The sequence below is a fragment of the Paraconexibacter antarcticus genome, assembly GCF_024220175.1.
GTDB lineage: Bacteria > Actinomycetota > Thermoleophilia > Solirubrobacterales > Solirubrobacteraceae > Paraconexibacter > Paraconexibacter antarcticus.
In genome coordinates this window covers 4,367,348-4,380,819 of the sequence record NZ_CP098502.1, presented here as the reverse complement: position 1 = coordinate 4,380,819, position 13,472 = coordinate 4,367,348, and the positions used below count along the sequence as shown (strand labels likewise).

The following is a 13,472-nucleotide window of genomic DNA, read 5'->3' as shown; positions in this document are numbered from 1 at the left end:
TGAGTGACCAGCATCGACCCGCGCTACGTCGCTGCTCGACGCGCCCTGTTGGACGCGCTGTTCGCGCTGCGCGGTCACGCTGACTCTCTCGTCATCGCCGGCGCGCAAGCCGTCTACCTCCACACCGGCGACGGCGACTTGGCGATCGCTCCGTTCACGACCGACGCCGACCTCGCGCTCAACCCACAGGGGCTCAGCCCCGATCCGCTGATCGAAGCCGCGATGAAGGAGGCCGGCTTCGCCCTCGCCCTCTATGACGGTCACGTCGAGCCGGGGATCTGGGTCACCAAGCTCACCGTTGACGACGAGGAGATCGACGTGCCCGTCGATCTCATCGTCCCTCAAGCCGCGACAACCGGCGGCGGGCGACGCGGTGCCCGCCTGGGCGTCCACGGCAAACAGGCAGCCCGCCTCATAACCGGCCTCGAGGCCTGCCTCGTCGACCACGCCCCGATGCCGATCACCGCGCTTGAACCGGACGACGACCGCCGCACCACGGCCGAGGTCGCCGGACCTGCAGCTCTGCTCGTCGCCAAGGCCCACAAGCTTCACGACCGCCTGACGTCGCCTCGTCCCGATCGGCTCAAAGACAAGGACGCCGCCGACGTCCTGCGCCTGATGCAGACGACTGATCCCGCGAAGGTCGGCACGAAGATGAACCAGCTCGTCGCTGACGAAATGGCCGGAGACGTCACCGCCGCCGCGCTGGGCTACCTCAAGACGTTCTTCGGTCGGCGCGGCGCACCTGGCATCGAGATGGCCGTGCGCGCCACGCGCCTGGCGATCCCCGAGGAACGCGTGCAGGCGATCTGCCTGGCGTACAGCTCGGCCCTCTCAACCGCGACAAGCTGACGCTGGCCGGACGCGACGGCTGTCCCGGAGCGGGGCTGCGGCGACCCCGATGATCGGGCACGGCCGGACGGCGGTGATCGGCGGGCCGACCGCTTGCGAGGCACGAGCCGGCCGGCCGTACCCGGTCGGGGCGCATGCAGCCCCGCTCCGAACCACCTCCCGCTCACGGCGACGAAGCCGCCCTCTTCCACCAGCACCACCGCGACCTCCACCGCGCGATCGCACGCCGGGTCAACGGCTCGACTCAGCTGGTCGAGGATGCCTGCCAGTTCGCCTGGATGCGCCTCATCGACTGCCAGCCCGACCGCGACAAGATCTTCGGCTGGCTGTACGTCGTCGCACTCCACGAGGCATACCGCCTCTCCGGCATCGAGCGCCGCGACGCACACCTGGATCGCCTGCCGTCGAGGGAAGGCGACTGGATAACGCTCATGACCGACCCGCGAACGATCGACCTGGTCCTCGATGCGCGCGAGGCACTACGGGCGCTGGCCGCGCTCCCCGAGCGCCAACGCCGCGACTTCGCATTGCACGTCGGCGGACGCAGCTACCGCGAGATCGCGGCAGCGACTCGCCGGACCTACACCAACGTCGACAAGACGCTCGACCGCGCCCGTGCCCAGGTCAAGCTCGAGCGCCTCTGCGCGACACAGACAACTCGGGGGCCAGAACGTCCGCCCAACCCTCTTCGTCATGCAATGAGGAACTCCGCGACAACGTGAAGCGAGGGCAGTGTGCGACACGTGCTGATCGACCTCGACGTGCTGAGCCCTGGTGAGCAGCGCGACCTCGCCAACGCCCTGCTTCGCGCCGCGTGGAGCGCGGCGCTCGAGGAGACCCGCATCGTGCTCCTCGACCTCTTCCTCGAAGTCGACCACTCCCAACCGGAGGCAACACCATGACCACCGTCCCTTCCACTCCTGACCGCGCGCACCACCCGCTGCCCGCGCACCTAGTCGCGATCGAGGTCTGCGCCGAGCGTCCCGAGCCACCGCTCACGCGCGAGCAGGCCGCCGCCGCGATCGGCATCCACCCGCGAACACTCGACCGCTGGGTCGAGCGCGGCCGCGTGGCCACGATCAACCTGCACGGCACCCTGCGTATCGCCGCGGCCGAGGTCCGCGAGGCGAGCCGCTACACGCGCTGGACGCGATTTGCATGACCGAGCGGCAGGTCATCCCACTGCGGCGAGCCCCAGAGGTCGAGCCCCCGCAGCAACAGCCGTGCTGGACGGTGCCCGAGCTCGCCGCCTACCTCCAGCTCAACCGTCGGACCATCGCCGACTGGATCTCGCAGGGACGCCTGCGCGCCCATAAGCTCTCCAACAGGGTGACCGTCATCGAACCCCGCGAGGTCCAACGCTTCCTCGACGCACACGCGACAACGCGGTCGCAATGAAACCGCGCCGCGGACGCCCACGCGCTCAGCCTGGCCTCGCACGTGCCATCTCGCCGACGCCTGTCCGCAACGCGCACGGCAGGGTCGTAGAGTGGCGCGCCCAGTACCGCGACGGCGACAACATCAAGCGCCGCGCCGGCAACTACCGCACGAAAACGGAAGCGCATCGCGCGACCGAGGACCGCGTCGCCGAGCTCAACAAGGGCCTATCGCCCGACGGCGGCCTCACGCTCGGCGACTGGATGAGCATCTGGCCCGCGCGCGTCGGGCGCGACCCGCGGACCGTCAAGACCCACCAGGCGCGGATCGAGGCGTACGTCTACCCGCACCTCCCCGGGGGCGAGGACCGACCCCTCGAGACGATCAAGCGCCGCCACGTCCACGACATCCAGACCGCACTCCTCGCCAAGGGACTATCGAAGACGACAATCGACGGTGCGATCGCCAGTCTCTCCGCCGTGCTCGGGTACGCGCTGCGAGAGCACCGCATCGACGTCAACCCAGCCCTCGGCTCCCGGGTAGATCCTGCCGACACCCGCCTGCAGCCGACGCGCAAGCGCGTCGAGCGCCGATGGATCCCGCCGAGCGAAGCGGGCAAGTTGCTCGAGGCCGTCGCCCCGCGTCACTGGGCGCTGGTGCTCACGCCATTCCTCACCGGCGTCCGCCCGGAGGAACTCCTCGCTCTGCGCGCTGCGGACATCGACTCCGAGCGCGAGCTCATCCTCGTGCATCAGCGCGCCGCCCCGGCGGGCGGCCGGTCCGACAAGCCCGGGACCCTGAAACCCGGCCTGAAGGAACGCCGACGCCTGATCCGCGAGGAGCCGGAGATCCGCGGGCGCTGGGTGCTCTTCCCCAAGGTGCTGCACCCCGACAGGACAGGCCATGCGATCCCTGGGGCGCGCGGCACCAACGTGCTGCAACTCAACCGCAGCGAGTTCCTCTATACGACGACTCGCACACGAGGTTCGCGCACGGAGACGCTCGCGGCGGAGCAGAAGCTCCAAGGTTCGATTTGGTCGCAGCGCAACCTCTATCGCGACGTGATCGAGCCCGCGCGTGAAGCGGCCGGCATGGCTTTCACGTTGTACGACGCGCGCCACACCTTCGTCTCGACGCTCATGGCCGCGGGTATCCCGGTGCCGGAGGTAGCGGCGTACAGCGGTCACTCAGTCGGCGAGCTCGCGGCCGTCGCTGACGGCGACAAGCGGCTGCGCAATCAGACGACGCTCGCCGTCTACACGCACGCTACAGGCCAGGCGCGCGAGGACGCGCTTGCCGCGATCAACGGCTACCTGACTGAACTCCTCGCCGCGGCACCGAGTCTTCGGACCGCCATCGCCTGACAGGCGGGTCGAGGCCTTGTGCCGTGAACGATCGCGAGGGTCGCGGATCGCGACGTATGCTCATCGCGATGATCCTTCCGGACCTGATGCCGGCGGGACTGCGATTGGTGATCTGCGGAACCGCAGCCGGCACCGCCTCAGCGCGGGCCAAGGCGTACTACGCCGGACCCGGAAACAAGTTCTGGGCGATCCTCCACGAGTCTGGGCTCGTCAACGTGCGCCTCGCGCCGGCGGACTTCGCCCGCCTTCCGGAATGGGGCATCGGGCTGACCGACGTCTCGAAGACGCGACACGGAATGGACCACGAGCTCGGGAGCGGGGCGTTTGACCCGGAGCGGTTGTGGGAGGCCGTGAGGGTGGCCGCGCCGCGCGTGCTCGCGTTCAACGGCAAGGCCGCTGCGCGTGCGGCCTTCGGGCTTCGCCCCAGAGACTCGCTGGCATACGGACCTCGCCCAGAGCGCACCGACGTATGGGTGCTCCCGTCGACTTCCGGAGCGGCCAGCGGAAGCTGGGACGCCTCGGTGTGGCACGCATTGGCTGCATCGTTGGCCGACGCGCACACAGTCCGATCCGGTCGCGGCGGCCGAGCCGGTTGAACGCCGTGTGCGTCAATGCCACCGGTCTAGGCTGCGCGAATGCCGGTCAACTCCCTGGTCGCACACGTCCTCCTCGCGGCCCTCGACAGCGGCGAAGTCCGCGACGTCCGGAACGGTGCGCTCCATGGAGCCGTGCACGGCTGGATGGAGGGTCACCTCGCGGCATCAGGACACCGCGAGGGCGCGGTAATGCCCGGCGACATGCCGAGCCCGCCCTTCCCCGATCCGGACGACCCGGACGGACTGCTGCACGGGATCGTGAGCACCGTGATGGACACGTACGACCCCGACCAGGTCGTCGAAGCGTTCCTGCACGCGGTCGCACTTGGAATGCGGGCCGGCTCGGAGGCGGGGCAGCGCTGCGGCGGGTGCAGCATCTCGCTGGATCTCACCGACCGGTACCTCAACGCGGCGAACATCCGCGCCGGACTTGGGCACTTCGCCTACATCCCGCCCGGGGGTTGAACCAGCCGGGTCGCAACGAGTCGACGGCCGGGAGACGTGTGCGCCGATCAGCCGCTGGGCGGGAGGTGACGCTTGAGGCGTGGGTCGTCGAATCGCTCGATCAGCGCGGCGAGGGCCTCTTCGAGGATCGGTCCTTCCCAGCCGTCGTCCAGCAACGCCAGGAGAGGTTCGATCGCTCGCTCGTCGCCCCGGAGGGCGAGCCCGCCGAGTGCTTCCTCGGCGGCGTCGCCGTGGCGATCGTCCAGTCGCTCGGCCAGCGCTCCGCGGATCGCCGGGGTGTCGGTCTCGATCAGCGAGCCGAGTCCGAAGGTCGCCTAGTCCCGGATCTCGTCGTCCTCGTCTCGGGACAGCTCGATCAACGCAGCGATCGCTGTCTCGTCCTCATGGCCGAGCAGGCCGTGGACCACACCCATCCCACGCCGGGATCGGGATGCGCGAAATGCGCGGCAACGGCTGCGACTGCCCGATCGGCGTGTAGATGTCCGAGCGCCGTCGTCGCGGAGTCGAGGACTCGTGGGTCCTGCTCGCGGCCGAGCAGGTCGATCAGGAAATCAACGGTCGGCTCGCGATAAGGCCGGTCGGCATCGTTTTGACCCGTGCCGAGCTGAGCGAGGATGTCAACGCCCATCTCGCGCTCCTCGGACAACTCGCTCTGCAGCAGGCGCATCGCCGCGTCGTACGTGGCCGGGTCGCCGCGGTGATGCAGTTCGCGAATGTGAGCCCAGCGCTCATCGCTGTCCCACTCCTCCGCCAGTGCGGGAGCGATGAGCTCGCTGGGGTTCACGCCTCGGCGCTCCACCCGCGCAGGTACGCATCGGCAAGGAACTCGTCGATTCGTGCCGCGTCCGGCTCGGGTGGGAGCTGCACGGCCGCCGCGAGCGCGCTGAGGCGCTGCGTCACGTCGTCGAGTTCCGCGAGGATCTGCACGAGCGGCGGTTCGCCGGCACGAACGGAGCGCAAGTGCGCGCGCGCCGGCTCGCGCATCGGCAGCGAAATCACGCCGGCCTCAAGCAACTCGATGCCCTGGTATCCGATGCGCAACGCGTGCATGGCGAACTTCGTGTCGTACCCGTGCGTGGCTGAGAGCTCGCGCGTGCGCGTCGCGTGCCGCTCGCCGCGCAGGCTGCGTGCTTGCGCATCCAGGTATCCGAGGAACGCTCGTCCTGTCCGCTGCGACAAGAACGCCGGCGCCAGGTCCTGCAGCTCGCGACTGAGCTCATTGCGCTCCAGGATGTCGTCGCCGCGGACGTAGAACAGCAACAGAACGGTCGGGCTGCCCTTGCTCGCCAGCCGGCAGAACTTCTGAAGCCCGTAGACGGTGAGGTCGATGTCGCCCGGCCCCGACGGGACACCTTCGGGCTGCGTGCGCGCAACGCAATGCTCAAAGCGCCGCAACCCGAGCAGGTACTCACGCGGCTCCACGCACACGCCCATCTCGTCGCGGTCATCGGTGCCAGGGTTCGACAGGCCGTGGACCGTCGAACCGACCAACCCGCGGAGTACGCAATGGTCGCGAGCGACTTGGAGCGCGCGGTCACGGTCCTTCTCCAAGCTGTTGACCGAGACGAACGGCATACGCAAAGCCTGACCGATCACAGCGCACAGAGTCGACCTGCGCAGACAAGCTCGCGTCGAGCACGTAGCCGGACCGACTTGCGCGGAGGGTTCGAATCTGTGGTGACCGCGAATGCGATGCGTTGCGACAGGGCGCCGACGGTGAGACGCCTGACGGCCGCGATCTGGCGCAGCGAACCGCGGAGCGTGCGACTGGCGCATCGGCGATCACCTCGATGATGCGGTCGCGTCCATTCGCGAGCGCGCGCCGTCCATCCGGACCGACGAATGTGCCCACCTGCCCGTCGACTTGGGTGGGGCGCGACAGGCTCAAGCTTGGTCACTGCCGCTCGGCGTCGCGCTTCTTCTTTCGGTAGTTGCGCTGGGTGAACCGGCGCGCGCAGACGGGTGAGCAGAACATCGCGTCTTTGCGGGGCGAGCGGACCGTTGCCACGCCGTCTTGCCTGGAGAACAGCTTGCCGCAGCGGTCGTCGGCGCACGTCCGTACGTCGCGCCAGTCATTCGCGATCGCATGGGCCATTTGGAGGACGAGGACATGAAGCAGCGGGGCGAAGTCGGAGTGAGTAGTCGCCGGGTCGAGGTGGACGGCTTCTTCTGGCGAGACGTAATCCACGCGAGGCGCGAAAGCCCTGAGGCCGTCTTCGAGCATGAGGGAGAGACGCTGCCCGTCCTGCCACCCCCGCCCGCCCTCGATGCCTTCCCAGATTTCGAGCATTGTCTTAAGGAGTTCGATCCCGGCGACGAGGGATGCCCTCGACTCGACGAACCAGCTGCGATGCCGACGCCTCGCCCGGTCGGCTTCCGATCGGGCGTCCGTCAGCACGCTGCGCCGCTCCGCTCCGAGATGTCGGCTGAGCGAGAAGCCGCGCCCAGACAGGTACTGATCATTGCTGTGCCCATCGAGGTTGAGCTCTCGGTCCACGCCGAAGCTGCCGAACCGATTGACGGCGGCAGTGATCGCGTCGACGTCGTCGGAGTGGGTCTGCGCCACTCGGAGAAACCAATCCTCCGGCAGCGGCGGCGACGCGCCGTCGTCCACCACGGTCCCATCTAGGACGAAGGCGTCTGTGACTGGGTCCAAGACGAACCGATGGCGAGGGGGACCCACCGTTGGTACCGGCGGCAACCCCGAGCCTAGAACTATGCCTCTGTGCATCGACATGCCGTGAGTCTACATCGTAGCGATCCTTGTCTTATCACGCTAGCTCTGCTTTCCTTCGGCGCATGAGACGCACGAACACGACCACCAGCCCCGCCGAAATTCGCGATTTCGTGCGCCAACTTGAGCAAGAACACCCTGATCTCACCAAGCGCGAGCTCGCGCAGCTGACTTCTGGTCGGTACCTCATTCCCGTTGGGCGTTGGGCGTGGGCTCGCGCGCGACTGAGGGCCAGTGCCCCGGACGGCGAACTCCCATGCGGCGGCGCGCATTCCGAGGACCTACTCCGAGAAATGGTCTTGACGATTGCGACCATCTCCGGACGCGACCCTGCAGGCCCTGCGCGATCGGCCGAGGTAGCCGCACTGCTGTCGCTCGCTTCCCGCGAGACGGAGTCGGTCAGACGGGACGCCACGGACCTCGTCGCGCGATTCATCGTCGACGGCTGGGCCTCGATGGCGCCGCCGCGCACGCCCGCCGGCCCTGCGCGACCCTACGTCGAAGCCACGGTTGAGGGCGCGGTTTACGGGCTCATGGCCTGGACGATCGCCAGGGAAGCGATCGGGTTCTACGGTCTCACGGGCGACGCTTCGTGGCCCGTGCAGGCAGGGACCCACGCCAGGCTGGTCACCCGTCGGGCCGAAGCGGACCCCGCGTCCGGGGCCTGAGTGGCGACGAGCCGCTGGCCGGGCATGGACTTCACGCCGCTCTCGGACGCCACGCACCTCAGCGCGTCGTTCTACCCGGACAGTGCCCAGGTCCCGTTCCCCGCGATCAACGTGATCTGTCGCCTTGAGGCCACCACATCGATCCCCGAGTTGGCGGTCGACTACACCGGCCGGCTGTTCGACGAGCTCTGCGAGGCCTTCGACGCGGACGTGTTCGGCGTGGCCCTTCCGCTGCCCGAGGCATGGGCCACCGTCAAAGACGGCCTCGGCGCCTTGATCGGGTTCGAGTTGCTGCCGGTCGTCGGCAGCGACCCTGTCGCTCGCCTGGCCCACATGATCGCGCACGTCGCCGCCGACTTGCCCGCCGAGTTGACCGTCAGCGTCCCTGGCGTCGACGACTAGATCGCGCCCACCGGATGGGTCGACGCGGATGAGTTCGGAGCGTTCGGTCGGCGTGCGCGGCGTGCGCCGGCGTCCTCCTTCACGCGGTCAGCAAGTGACGCGGCGCTCGCCGCCCCGTCGCACTCTCTTCGGAATCCAGGCCGGTTTGACGGCGCGCCACGGTTTTTGGCGCTTTATTGGCGCCCCTCGAAGCCCCGCAATGGCTTGTTAGAGCCATAGACACCCCGAACCGCCGCGGACTACGGAACCGAAGGTCAGAGGTTCGAATCCTCTCGGGCGCGCTCGGTGTTCTCGGAGGTTCGTGCGCACGCTGTCGAGCAGGGGATGCCCGACGGCGTCGTCTCCGGTCGTGACCGAATCGACGGGTCGGGCCACGCGAGAGCGAGCCGATCGCCGGACCGCGCTCGACGGCCGGTCAGCTCGAGGAAGGCGCCGGGGCCTCGGTCGCCTCGGCTTGGATAGCGCTGTCGGCAAGCGCGCCGCGCACCTCGATCAGGCATCCAGCGGTGTCGGGGTCTCGCGGGACGAATCCGGTCAGCCTGGTCTCGGGGGATATCGCGTCGAGCAGCCCGCGGGTCACGCCGCGGTGAAGCGTGCAGACGATGTGCTGATTCTCGCGAGCGACGTCGCGATAGGGGCAGTTGCACAGGCGATACGTCAGGCGGCCGGTCGGCTCGACGACGTGCGTCGGGGCGAACCCCAGGGACACCAGGGATGCGCGCATGAGCTCCTCGGAGGAGCCGGCGCTGTCGGTCGGGGCGAGGTCACGACCGATCTGGCGGCCGGCGGCCTCGACGGCCCGCTGGCTGGTCTTGCCGGACGACACGATCTGGGCCAGCCAGCGTCCGACGTCGGCGTACGCGCGGGGAGGACCGCCGCCGGGCTGGGCGCCCGGGGCGATCGACCACATGTCGCGTGGGCGGCCGATGCTCCTGCGCTCCCGGTGGCGCTCGAGCAGCCCGGCCTCGCGCATCCGCTCGAGGTGCACGCGCACGCCGTTGGGGTGCAGGTCGAGGCGCTCGGCGAGTTCCTCCGTGCCGGCGGGCCTGCGCAACTCGCCGAGCTCACCGAACAGGCGTGCCCGCGTGGGTTGGCTCAGGACGTCGTGAGCAACGTGAGGGGGGTCCATCCGGAACAGCTTTGCATACGAGGGCTGGAAAAACTATCGACGGTGATGTACTTTCCATAGAAAGACTGTGTAAAAGCAAAAGGAGTCCGGCCGTGGCGTACGTCATCAACCAACCCTGCATCGGCACCAAGGACACGTCGTGCGTCGAGGTCTGTCCTGTCGACTGCATCCATCCGACCCCCGACGAGCCGGACTTCGACACGGCCGAGCAGCTCTACATCGATCCCGAGGAGTGCATCGACTGCGACGCGTGCGTGGAGGCGTGTCCGGTGGACGCGATCACGCCCGAGGATCAGGTGCCACCCGAGTGGCAGCAGTACATCGAGATCAACGCGGCCTTCTACCGGAACCGCCCGTCATGACCGCCGTCCACGACAGCGCGGCGACGCTCGGCGATCTCGTCATCGCAAACCCGGGGGCGGCCGCGCTCTTCGGGCGTGCCGCCGCGCTCCGGCAGACCGGGTGCGTCAGGCCCGCGGCGGACGATGCTCGCCGCCGGCCGACTCCAACGCCGCCCCCAAGGCCGCCAGCTGCTCGTCATCCAGAGCCGCCTCGACCCGCCCGAAGAGGGTGCGCTCCTCATGGCGGACGTGGTCGCGCAGCACCTCACCGAGGCTCGTGAGAGCCGCGACCTCGGGGGTGCGCTGAGGCTCCAGCTCATCGATCCGGCGTCGGATGTCGGCGTGCTCGGCGAGGACCCGGTCGACGTCCGCGTCCTGCCCGCCGACGTGAGCCGCGAACGCCGGCAACAGCAGTTCCTCCTCCAGCCGGAAATGCTCGCGTCCTTCGTCACGCCAGAATCCGAGCGCGCCGACCCTGAGCTCGGCCGCGTCCGCCTCCGTGGCTCGCTGGAGGCGTAGTGCCAGCTCGAGCGCGACGTGATGCTCGCGGGAAGCACGGCCAACTCGCTCGATCGCTTCATGCCTCGATCGTACGCCTCGCGGGCGGCGTGCCCGCGGCCTCGCCCCCGCGGTCAGTCGAGGTGGTGCAGCCGCGGCCACACGGCGGCCCACCCGCCCCGCGGGGCGCCGCACACCGCGATCCGCCCCTGCTCCTCCGTGTCGACCCCGACGCCGTTCTCGAGCGTCCCCGCCCGGTGGCAGCCGTCGGCGAACAGGCGCGCGGCCGAGCGGCCCTGCTCGCCGACGAAGACGACGACGGTCGCGCCCGCGGGTGGGCGCGCCCGGTCGTAGAGCGCGTTCTGCCCGCTGAAGACCGGGGGCAGGTCGCGGCCGAACCGCGCCACGGCGCCGGCCTCCCCGTAGTTGCTCGTCACGATCGCGACGTGCCCGGCCGCGGCCGCCGGCAGCCCCCCGACCACGGCGCGGACCTGCGCGACGTAGCGGGGCCAGCCGACCGTGTCGCGGGCCCCCTGGTTGATGTCGGGCACCGGCGAGGAGCCGAAGGCCGACAGGGGGAGCACCGGCAGCGCGATCGTGCCGGCCACGACGAGGTTCAGCCCGAGCAGGGCCGTCAGGCCGCGGCGCGCCGCGCGCGAGCGGCGGAGCGCCGCCGCCACGGGCACAGCCCCGGCGGCGAACAGGACCGCCAGGTACCCCGCGGTGTAGTAGTTCTGCGAGCCCATCGCGAAGACGAGCACGAGGAGCACCCCGAATCCGAGGGCGAGCCCGCGCACCGGCCGCGACCCGGCGTCCCGCCACAGGCCCCGCAGCCCGCGCCAGCAGACCCAGGCCTGGGGCGGACCGAGCAGGACGAGGAGCATCGGCCACATCGACACGCGCACCCCGGCCGCGTTGTGCTCCGCCAGCGCGCGGCCGACCCGCAGCTGCGGCAGGTCGTGGGCGAGCTGGTAGGCGACGTTCGGCGCGCCCACCGCCGCGGCGAGCAGCAGCCCGATCGCGACGTCGCGCTGCCACAGGGCCCGTCGCGGGCCGGCGAGCAGCACCCCCGCGCCGATCGCCAGGAGCAGGGCGACGACGAGGAGCTTGTTGTAGGTCGCGAGGCCGACGACGAGTCCGGCCGCCCACCACCAGCGCCCGTCCTCGCGCAGCAGGGCGCGCATGATCATCAGCGCGACCGCCGGCCAGACGAGCAGGTCGAGCGAGCTCGTCAGGAAGAGGTGCCCGAAGACGAGCGGCGCCGAGGCGAGCGCGTAGCCCCAGGCGCACAGCGTCTGCGCGGGCCGGTCGCCCCCGAGCTCCGGCGTGATCAGGACGACGACCGGCACCGACGCGACGGCGGGGAGGCGCAGCGCCCACGGCGAGTCGGCCAGGTGGGTGCTCGCCCGCGCCAGCAGGGGCGTCAGCGGCGGCTGGTCGACGTAGCCCCAGGCCGGGTGCAGCATCCGGAAGTAGAGCTCGTCGCGGTTGTACCCGTAGCGGTCCGCGAAGACGAGGAGCAGCACGGCCAGGACGCCCATCGCGGCGAGGACCGGACCGCGGGCGAACGGCGGCAGGGTCCGGACGGAAGGCGCCGCGGCGGTCACGTGCGCGGCATCGTAGCCCCGGCGGCGGCCACCGCCACCGCGAACGTCAGGGGAACGGCAGAGGACGGGCGCGCGGCCGAATGTAGGGTGGCGGCCGTGCACGCACCCGGACGACGCGAGGCGGCCGACGCGCTCCAGCCCGCCCTCGCCGGGGCCGTCGCCTCGGTCGTCGGGTTCGCCGGCGCCTTCACGGTCGTCCTCACCGGGCTGCGGGGCGTCGGCGCGAGCGAGCGGCAGGCGGCGTCGGGCCTGCTCGCGCTGTGCGTCGGCATGGGGGTCGTGGCGATCGGGCTCGGGCTGCACGAGCGGATGCCGATCGCCATCGCCTGGTCGACCCCCGGCGCCGCCCTGCTCGTGACCGTCGGCGTCCCGTCCGCGGGCTGGCCGGCGGCGGTGGGGGCCTTCCTCGTCGCCGGGGCCCTGACCGTCCTCGCCGGCCTCTGGCGGCCGCTCGGCCGGGCCATCGCCGCGATCCCCGGACCGCTGGCGAGCGCGATGCTCGCGGGCGTCCTGCTCCCGATCTGCGAGGCGCCGGCCCGCGCGGTCGTCGACCTGCCGGGACAGGCCGTCCCGGTCGTCCTCACGTGGCTCGTGCTCCTGCGCGTCGCCCGGCCGTGGGCGGTCCCGGGCGCCCTCGCGGCGGCCGCCGTCGCGGTCGCGACGCACGGCGGGTTCCACGTCCCGGCCGGCGGCCTGCTGCCCCACCCGGACCTCACCACCCCGGTCTTCGACGCGGCGGCGATCACCGGCATCGCCCTGCCGCTGTTCATCGTCACGATGGCCTCGCAGAACGTGACGGGCATGACGGTGCTCGCGTCCTTCGGCTTCCGCCCGCCGCTGCGGCCGATCCTGCTGAGCACGGGGACGGCGTCCTTCCTCACCGCGCCGTTCGGCGGGCACGGCATCAACGTCGCCGCGATCACGGCGGCGCTCTCGGCGGGGCCCGACGCGCACCCCGACCCCGCGCGCCGGTGGATCGCCTCGGTCACCGGCGGCGTCGTGTACCTCGCACTCGGCGTGGGGGCCGGACTGGCGACGGCGCTCGTGTCCTCCGCGCCGCCCGTGCTCGTCGAGTGCGTCGCGGGTCTCGCGCTGCTCGGCGCGCTGGGCGGCGCGCTGGCGGCCGCCGTCGCCGACCCGGGGCTCCGCGAGGCGGCCGTCACGACCCTCGTCGTGAGCTCGTCCGGCATCACGGCCCTGAAGATCAGCGCCCCGTTCTGGGGGCTTCTTGCCGGAATCCTGTTCCTCGTCGGGCAGCGGGTGCGGGCCGCTCCCGCCTGAACCCGCAGGGAGCGGGCGGACGGACGCCGGGATCGTGTTGCGCGGGGTCGCGCGCCGGGCGTACAGTCGCCCCACGGTCACACGGAGGGAAGCCACGATGGTGCAGGTCGACGGCAGGGCACGCAGCGCGCGCAGGTCTGCATGACGCAGTGGATCGA

The 13,472-nt window shown here is 70.7% G+C and carries 18 protein-coding genes; 12 read left to right on the top strand and 6 right to left on the bottom strand.

Translation table 11 applies throughout. The annotated features are described in order from the left end of the window. Positions 1–3 precede the first annotated feature (3 nt). The 8 genes from NBH00_RS21470 to NBH00_RS21435 all read left to right on the top strand — a co-directional run bounded on the left by NBH00_RS21470 (position 4) and on the right by NBH00_RS21435 (position 4,654). Complete coding sequence (locus NBH00_RS21470; RefSeq protein WP_254570621.1) at positions 4–852, top strand: hypothetical protein; 849 nt, start codon at positions 4–6, stop codon at positions 850–852. A 134-nt stretch (positions 853–986) separates the two neighbouring features. Then, positions 987–1,574 carry an RNA polymerase sigma factor gene (locus NBH00_RS21465; protein ID WP_254570620.1) on the top strand — a complete coding sequence of 196 codons (588 nt, stop codon included), beginning with the start codon at positions 987–989 and terminating at the stop codon, positions 1,572–1,574. 21 nt (positions 1,575–1,595) lie between these two features. Next, complete coding sequence (locus NBH00_RS21460; RefSeq protein ID WP_254570619.1) at positions 1,596–1,754, top strand: hypothetical protein; 159 nt, start codon at positions 1,596–1,598, stop codon at positions 1,752–1,754. Next, a complete protein-coding gene (locus NBH00_RS21455) occupies positions 1,751–2,014 on the top strand; it encodes a type IV toxin-antitoxin system AbiEi family antitoxin domain-containing protein (protein ID WP_254570618.1) in 264 nt (87 codons plus the stop codon). The genes NBH00_RS21460 and NBH00_RS21455 overlap by 4 nt, the downstream gene beginning before the upstream one ends. Positions 2,015–2,085: 71 nt before the next feature. After that, positions 2,086–2,250, top strand: coding sequence for a helix-turn-helix transcriptional regulator (locus NBH00_RS21450; RefSeq protein WP_254570617.1), 165 nt, complete (start codon positions 2,086–2,088; stop codon positions 2,248–2,250). Continuing rightward, a complete protein-coding gene (locus NBH00_RS21445) occupies positions 2,247–3,593 on the top strand; it encodes a tyrosine-type recombinase/integrase (protein ID WP_254570616.1) in 1,347 nt (448 codons plus the stop codon). Before NBH00_RS21450 ends, NBH00_RS21445 begins: the two co-directional genes overlap by 4 nt. 68 nt (positions 3,594–3,661) lie before the next feature. Continuing rightward, entirely contained in the window at positions 3,662–4,189 is a 528-nt protein-coding gene (locus NBH00_RS21440) for a mismatch-specific DNA-glycosylase (protein WP_254570615.1), read from the top strand. Positions 4,190–4,228: 39 nt separating this feature from the next. Continuing rightward, a complete protein-coding gene (locus NBH00_RS21435; RefSeq protein WP_254570614.1) occupies positions 4,229–4,654 on the top strand; it encodes a hypothetical protein in 426 nt (141 codons plus the stop codon). A 355-nt stretch (positions 4,655–5,009) separates the two neighbouring features. Here NBH00_RS21435 and NBH00_RS21430 read toward each other — a convergent pair whose 3' ends face one another. The 3 genes from NBH00_RS21430 to NBH00_RS21420 form a co-directional block, all read right to left on the bottom strand. Beyond that, positions 5,010–5,438 carry a hypothetical protein gene (locus tag NBH00_RS21430; protein WP_254570613.1) on the bottom strand — a complete coding sequence of 143 codons (429 nt, stop codon included), beginning with the start codon at positions 5,436–5,438 and terminating at the stop codon, positions 5,010–5,012. Next, positions 5,435–6,229, bottom strand: a complete 795-nt coding sequence (locus NBH00_RS21425) for a nucleotidyltransferase domain-containing protein (protein ID WP_254570612.1) — start codon at positions 6,227–6,229, stop codon at positions 5,435–5,437. The genes NBH00_RS21430 and NBH00_RS21425 overlap by 4 nt, the downstream gene beginning before the upstream one ends. A gap of 319 nt (positions 6,230–6,548) precedes the next feature. Beyond that, positions 6,549–7,268 carry a hypothetical protein gene (locus NBH00_RS21420; RefSeq protein ID WP_254570611.1) on the bottom strand — a complete coding sequence of 240 codons (720 nt, stop codon included), beginning with the start codon at positions 7,266–7,268 and terminating at the stop codon, positions 6,549–6,551. A 185-nt stretch (positions 7,269–7,453) separates the two neighbouring features. Between NBH00_RS21420 and NBH00_RS21415 the strand changes: the two genes are divergently transcribed. Together NBH00_RS21415 and NBH00_RS21410 are read left to right on the top strand one after the other, a co-directional pair. Then, entirely contained in the window at positions 7,454–8,056 is a 603-nt protein-coding gene (locus tag NBH00_RS21415; protein WP_254570610.1) for a hypothetical protein, read from the top strand. A gap of 24 nt (positions 8,057–8,080) precedes the next feature. Further along, positions 8,081–8,458, top strand: coding sequence for a hypothetical protein (locus NBH00_RS21410; protein ID WP_254570609.1), 378 nt, complete (start codon positions 8,081–8,083; stop codon positions 8,456–8,458). Positions 8,459–8,873: 415 nt separating this feature from the next. Here NBH00_RS21410 and NBH00_RS21405 read toward each other — a convergent pair whose 3' ends face one another. Then, entirely contained in the window at positions 8,874–9,587 is a 714-nt protein-coding gene (locus NBH00_RS21405; protein ID WP_254570608.1) for a helix-turn-helix transcriptional regulator, read from the bottom strand. A 92-nt stretch (positions 9,588–9,679) separates the two neighbouring features. On the opposite strand from NBH00_RS21405, the gene NBH00_RS21400 reads away from it, so the two are divergent. After that, complete coding sequence (locus tag NBH00_RS21400) at positions 9,680–9,949, top strand: 4Fe-4S dicluster domain-containing protein (RefSeq protein ID WP_254570607.1); 270 nt, start codon at positions 9,680–9,682, stop codon at positions 9,947–9,949. A gap of 105 nt (positions 9,950–10,054) precedes the next feature. On the opposite strand, the gene NBH00_RS25650 is transcribed toward NBH00_RS21400, so the two are convergent. Then, on the bottom strand, positions 10,055–10,588 hold the full coding sequence (locus NBH00_RS25650; RefSeq protein ID WP_367401270.1) for a hemerythrin domain-containing protein: 534 nt from the start codon (positions 10,586–10,588) through the stop codon (positions 10,055–10,057). After that, positions 10,561–12,033, bottom strand: coding sequence for an ArnT family glycosyltransferase (locus NBH00_RS21390; RefSeq protein WP_254570605.1), 1,473 nt, complete (start codon positions 12,031–12,033; stop codon positions 10,561–10,563). Before NBH00_RS21390 ends, NBH00_RS25650 begins: the two co-directional genes overlap by 28 nt. A gap of 96 nt (positions 12,034–12,129) precedes the next feature. Here NBH00_RS21390 and NBH00_RS21385 point away from each other — a divergent pair, with 96 nt between their 5' ends. After that, positions 12,130–13,314 carry a benzoate/H(+) symporter BenE family transporter gene (locus NBH00_RS21385; protein WP_254570604.1) on the top strand — a complete coding sequence of 395 codons (1,185 nt, stop codon included), beginning with the start codon at positions 12,130–12,132 and terminating at the stop codon, positions 13,312–13,314. Positions 13,315–13,472 lie beyond the last annotated feature (158 nt).

Excerpts from the sequence above, each read along its gene's own strand:
- NBH00_RS21425 (WP_254570612.1), bottom strand. The coding sequence starts at position 6,229 with ATGCCGTTCGTCTCGGTCAACAGCTTGGAGAAGGACCGTGACCGCGCG.
- NBH00_RS21465 (WP_254570620.1), top strand. The coding sequence starts at position 987 with ATGCAGCCCCGCTCCGAACCACCTCCCGCTCACGGCGACGAAGCCGCC.
- NBH00_RS21455 (WP_254570618.1), top strand. The coding sequence starts at position 1,751 with ATGACCACCGTCCCTTCCACTCCTGACCGCGCGCACCACCCGCTGCCC.
- NBH00_RS21410 (WP_254570609.1), top strand. The coding sequence starts at position 8,081 with ATGGACTTCACGCCGCTCTCGGACGCCACGCACCTCAGCGCGTCGTTC.
- NBH00_RS21445 (WP_254570616.1), top strand. The coding sequence starts at position 2,247 with ATGAAACCGCGCCGCGGACGCCCACGCGCTCAGCCTGGCCTCGCACGT.
- NBH00_RS21415 (WP_254570610.1), top strand. The coding sequence starts at position 7,454 with ATGAGACGCACGAACACGACCACCAGCCCCGCCGAAATTCGCGATTTC.
- NBH00_RS21440 (WP_254570615.1), top strand. The coding sequence starts at position 3,662 with ATGATCCTTCCGGACCTGATGCCGGCGGGACTGCGATTGGTGATCTGC.
- NBH00_RS21435 (WP_254570614.1), top strand. The coding sequence starts at position 4,229 with ATGCCGGTCAACTCCCTGGTCGCACACGTCCTCCTCGCGGCCCTCGAC.
- NBH00_RS21405 (WP_254570608.1), bottom strand. The coding sequence starts at position 9,587 with ATGGACCCCCCTCACGTTGCTCACGACGTCCTGAGCCAACCCACGCGG.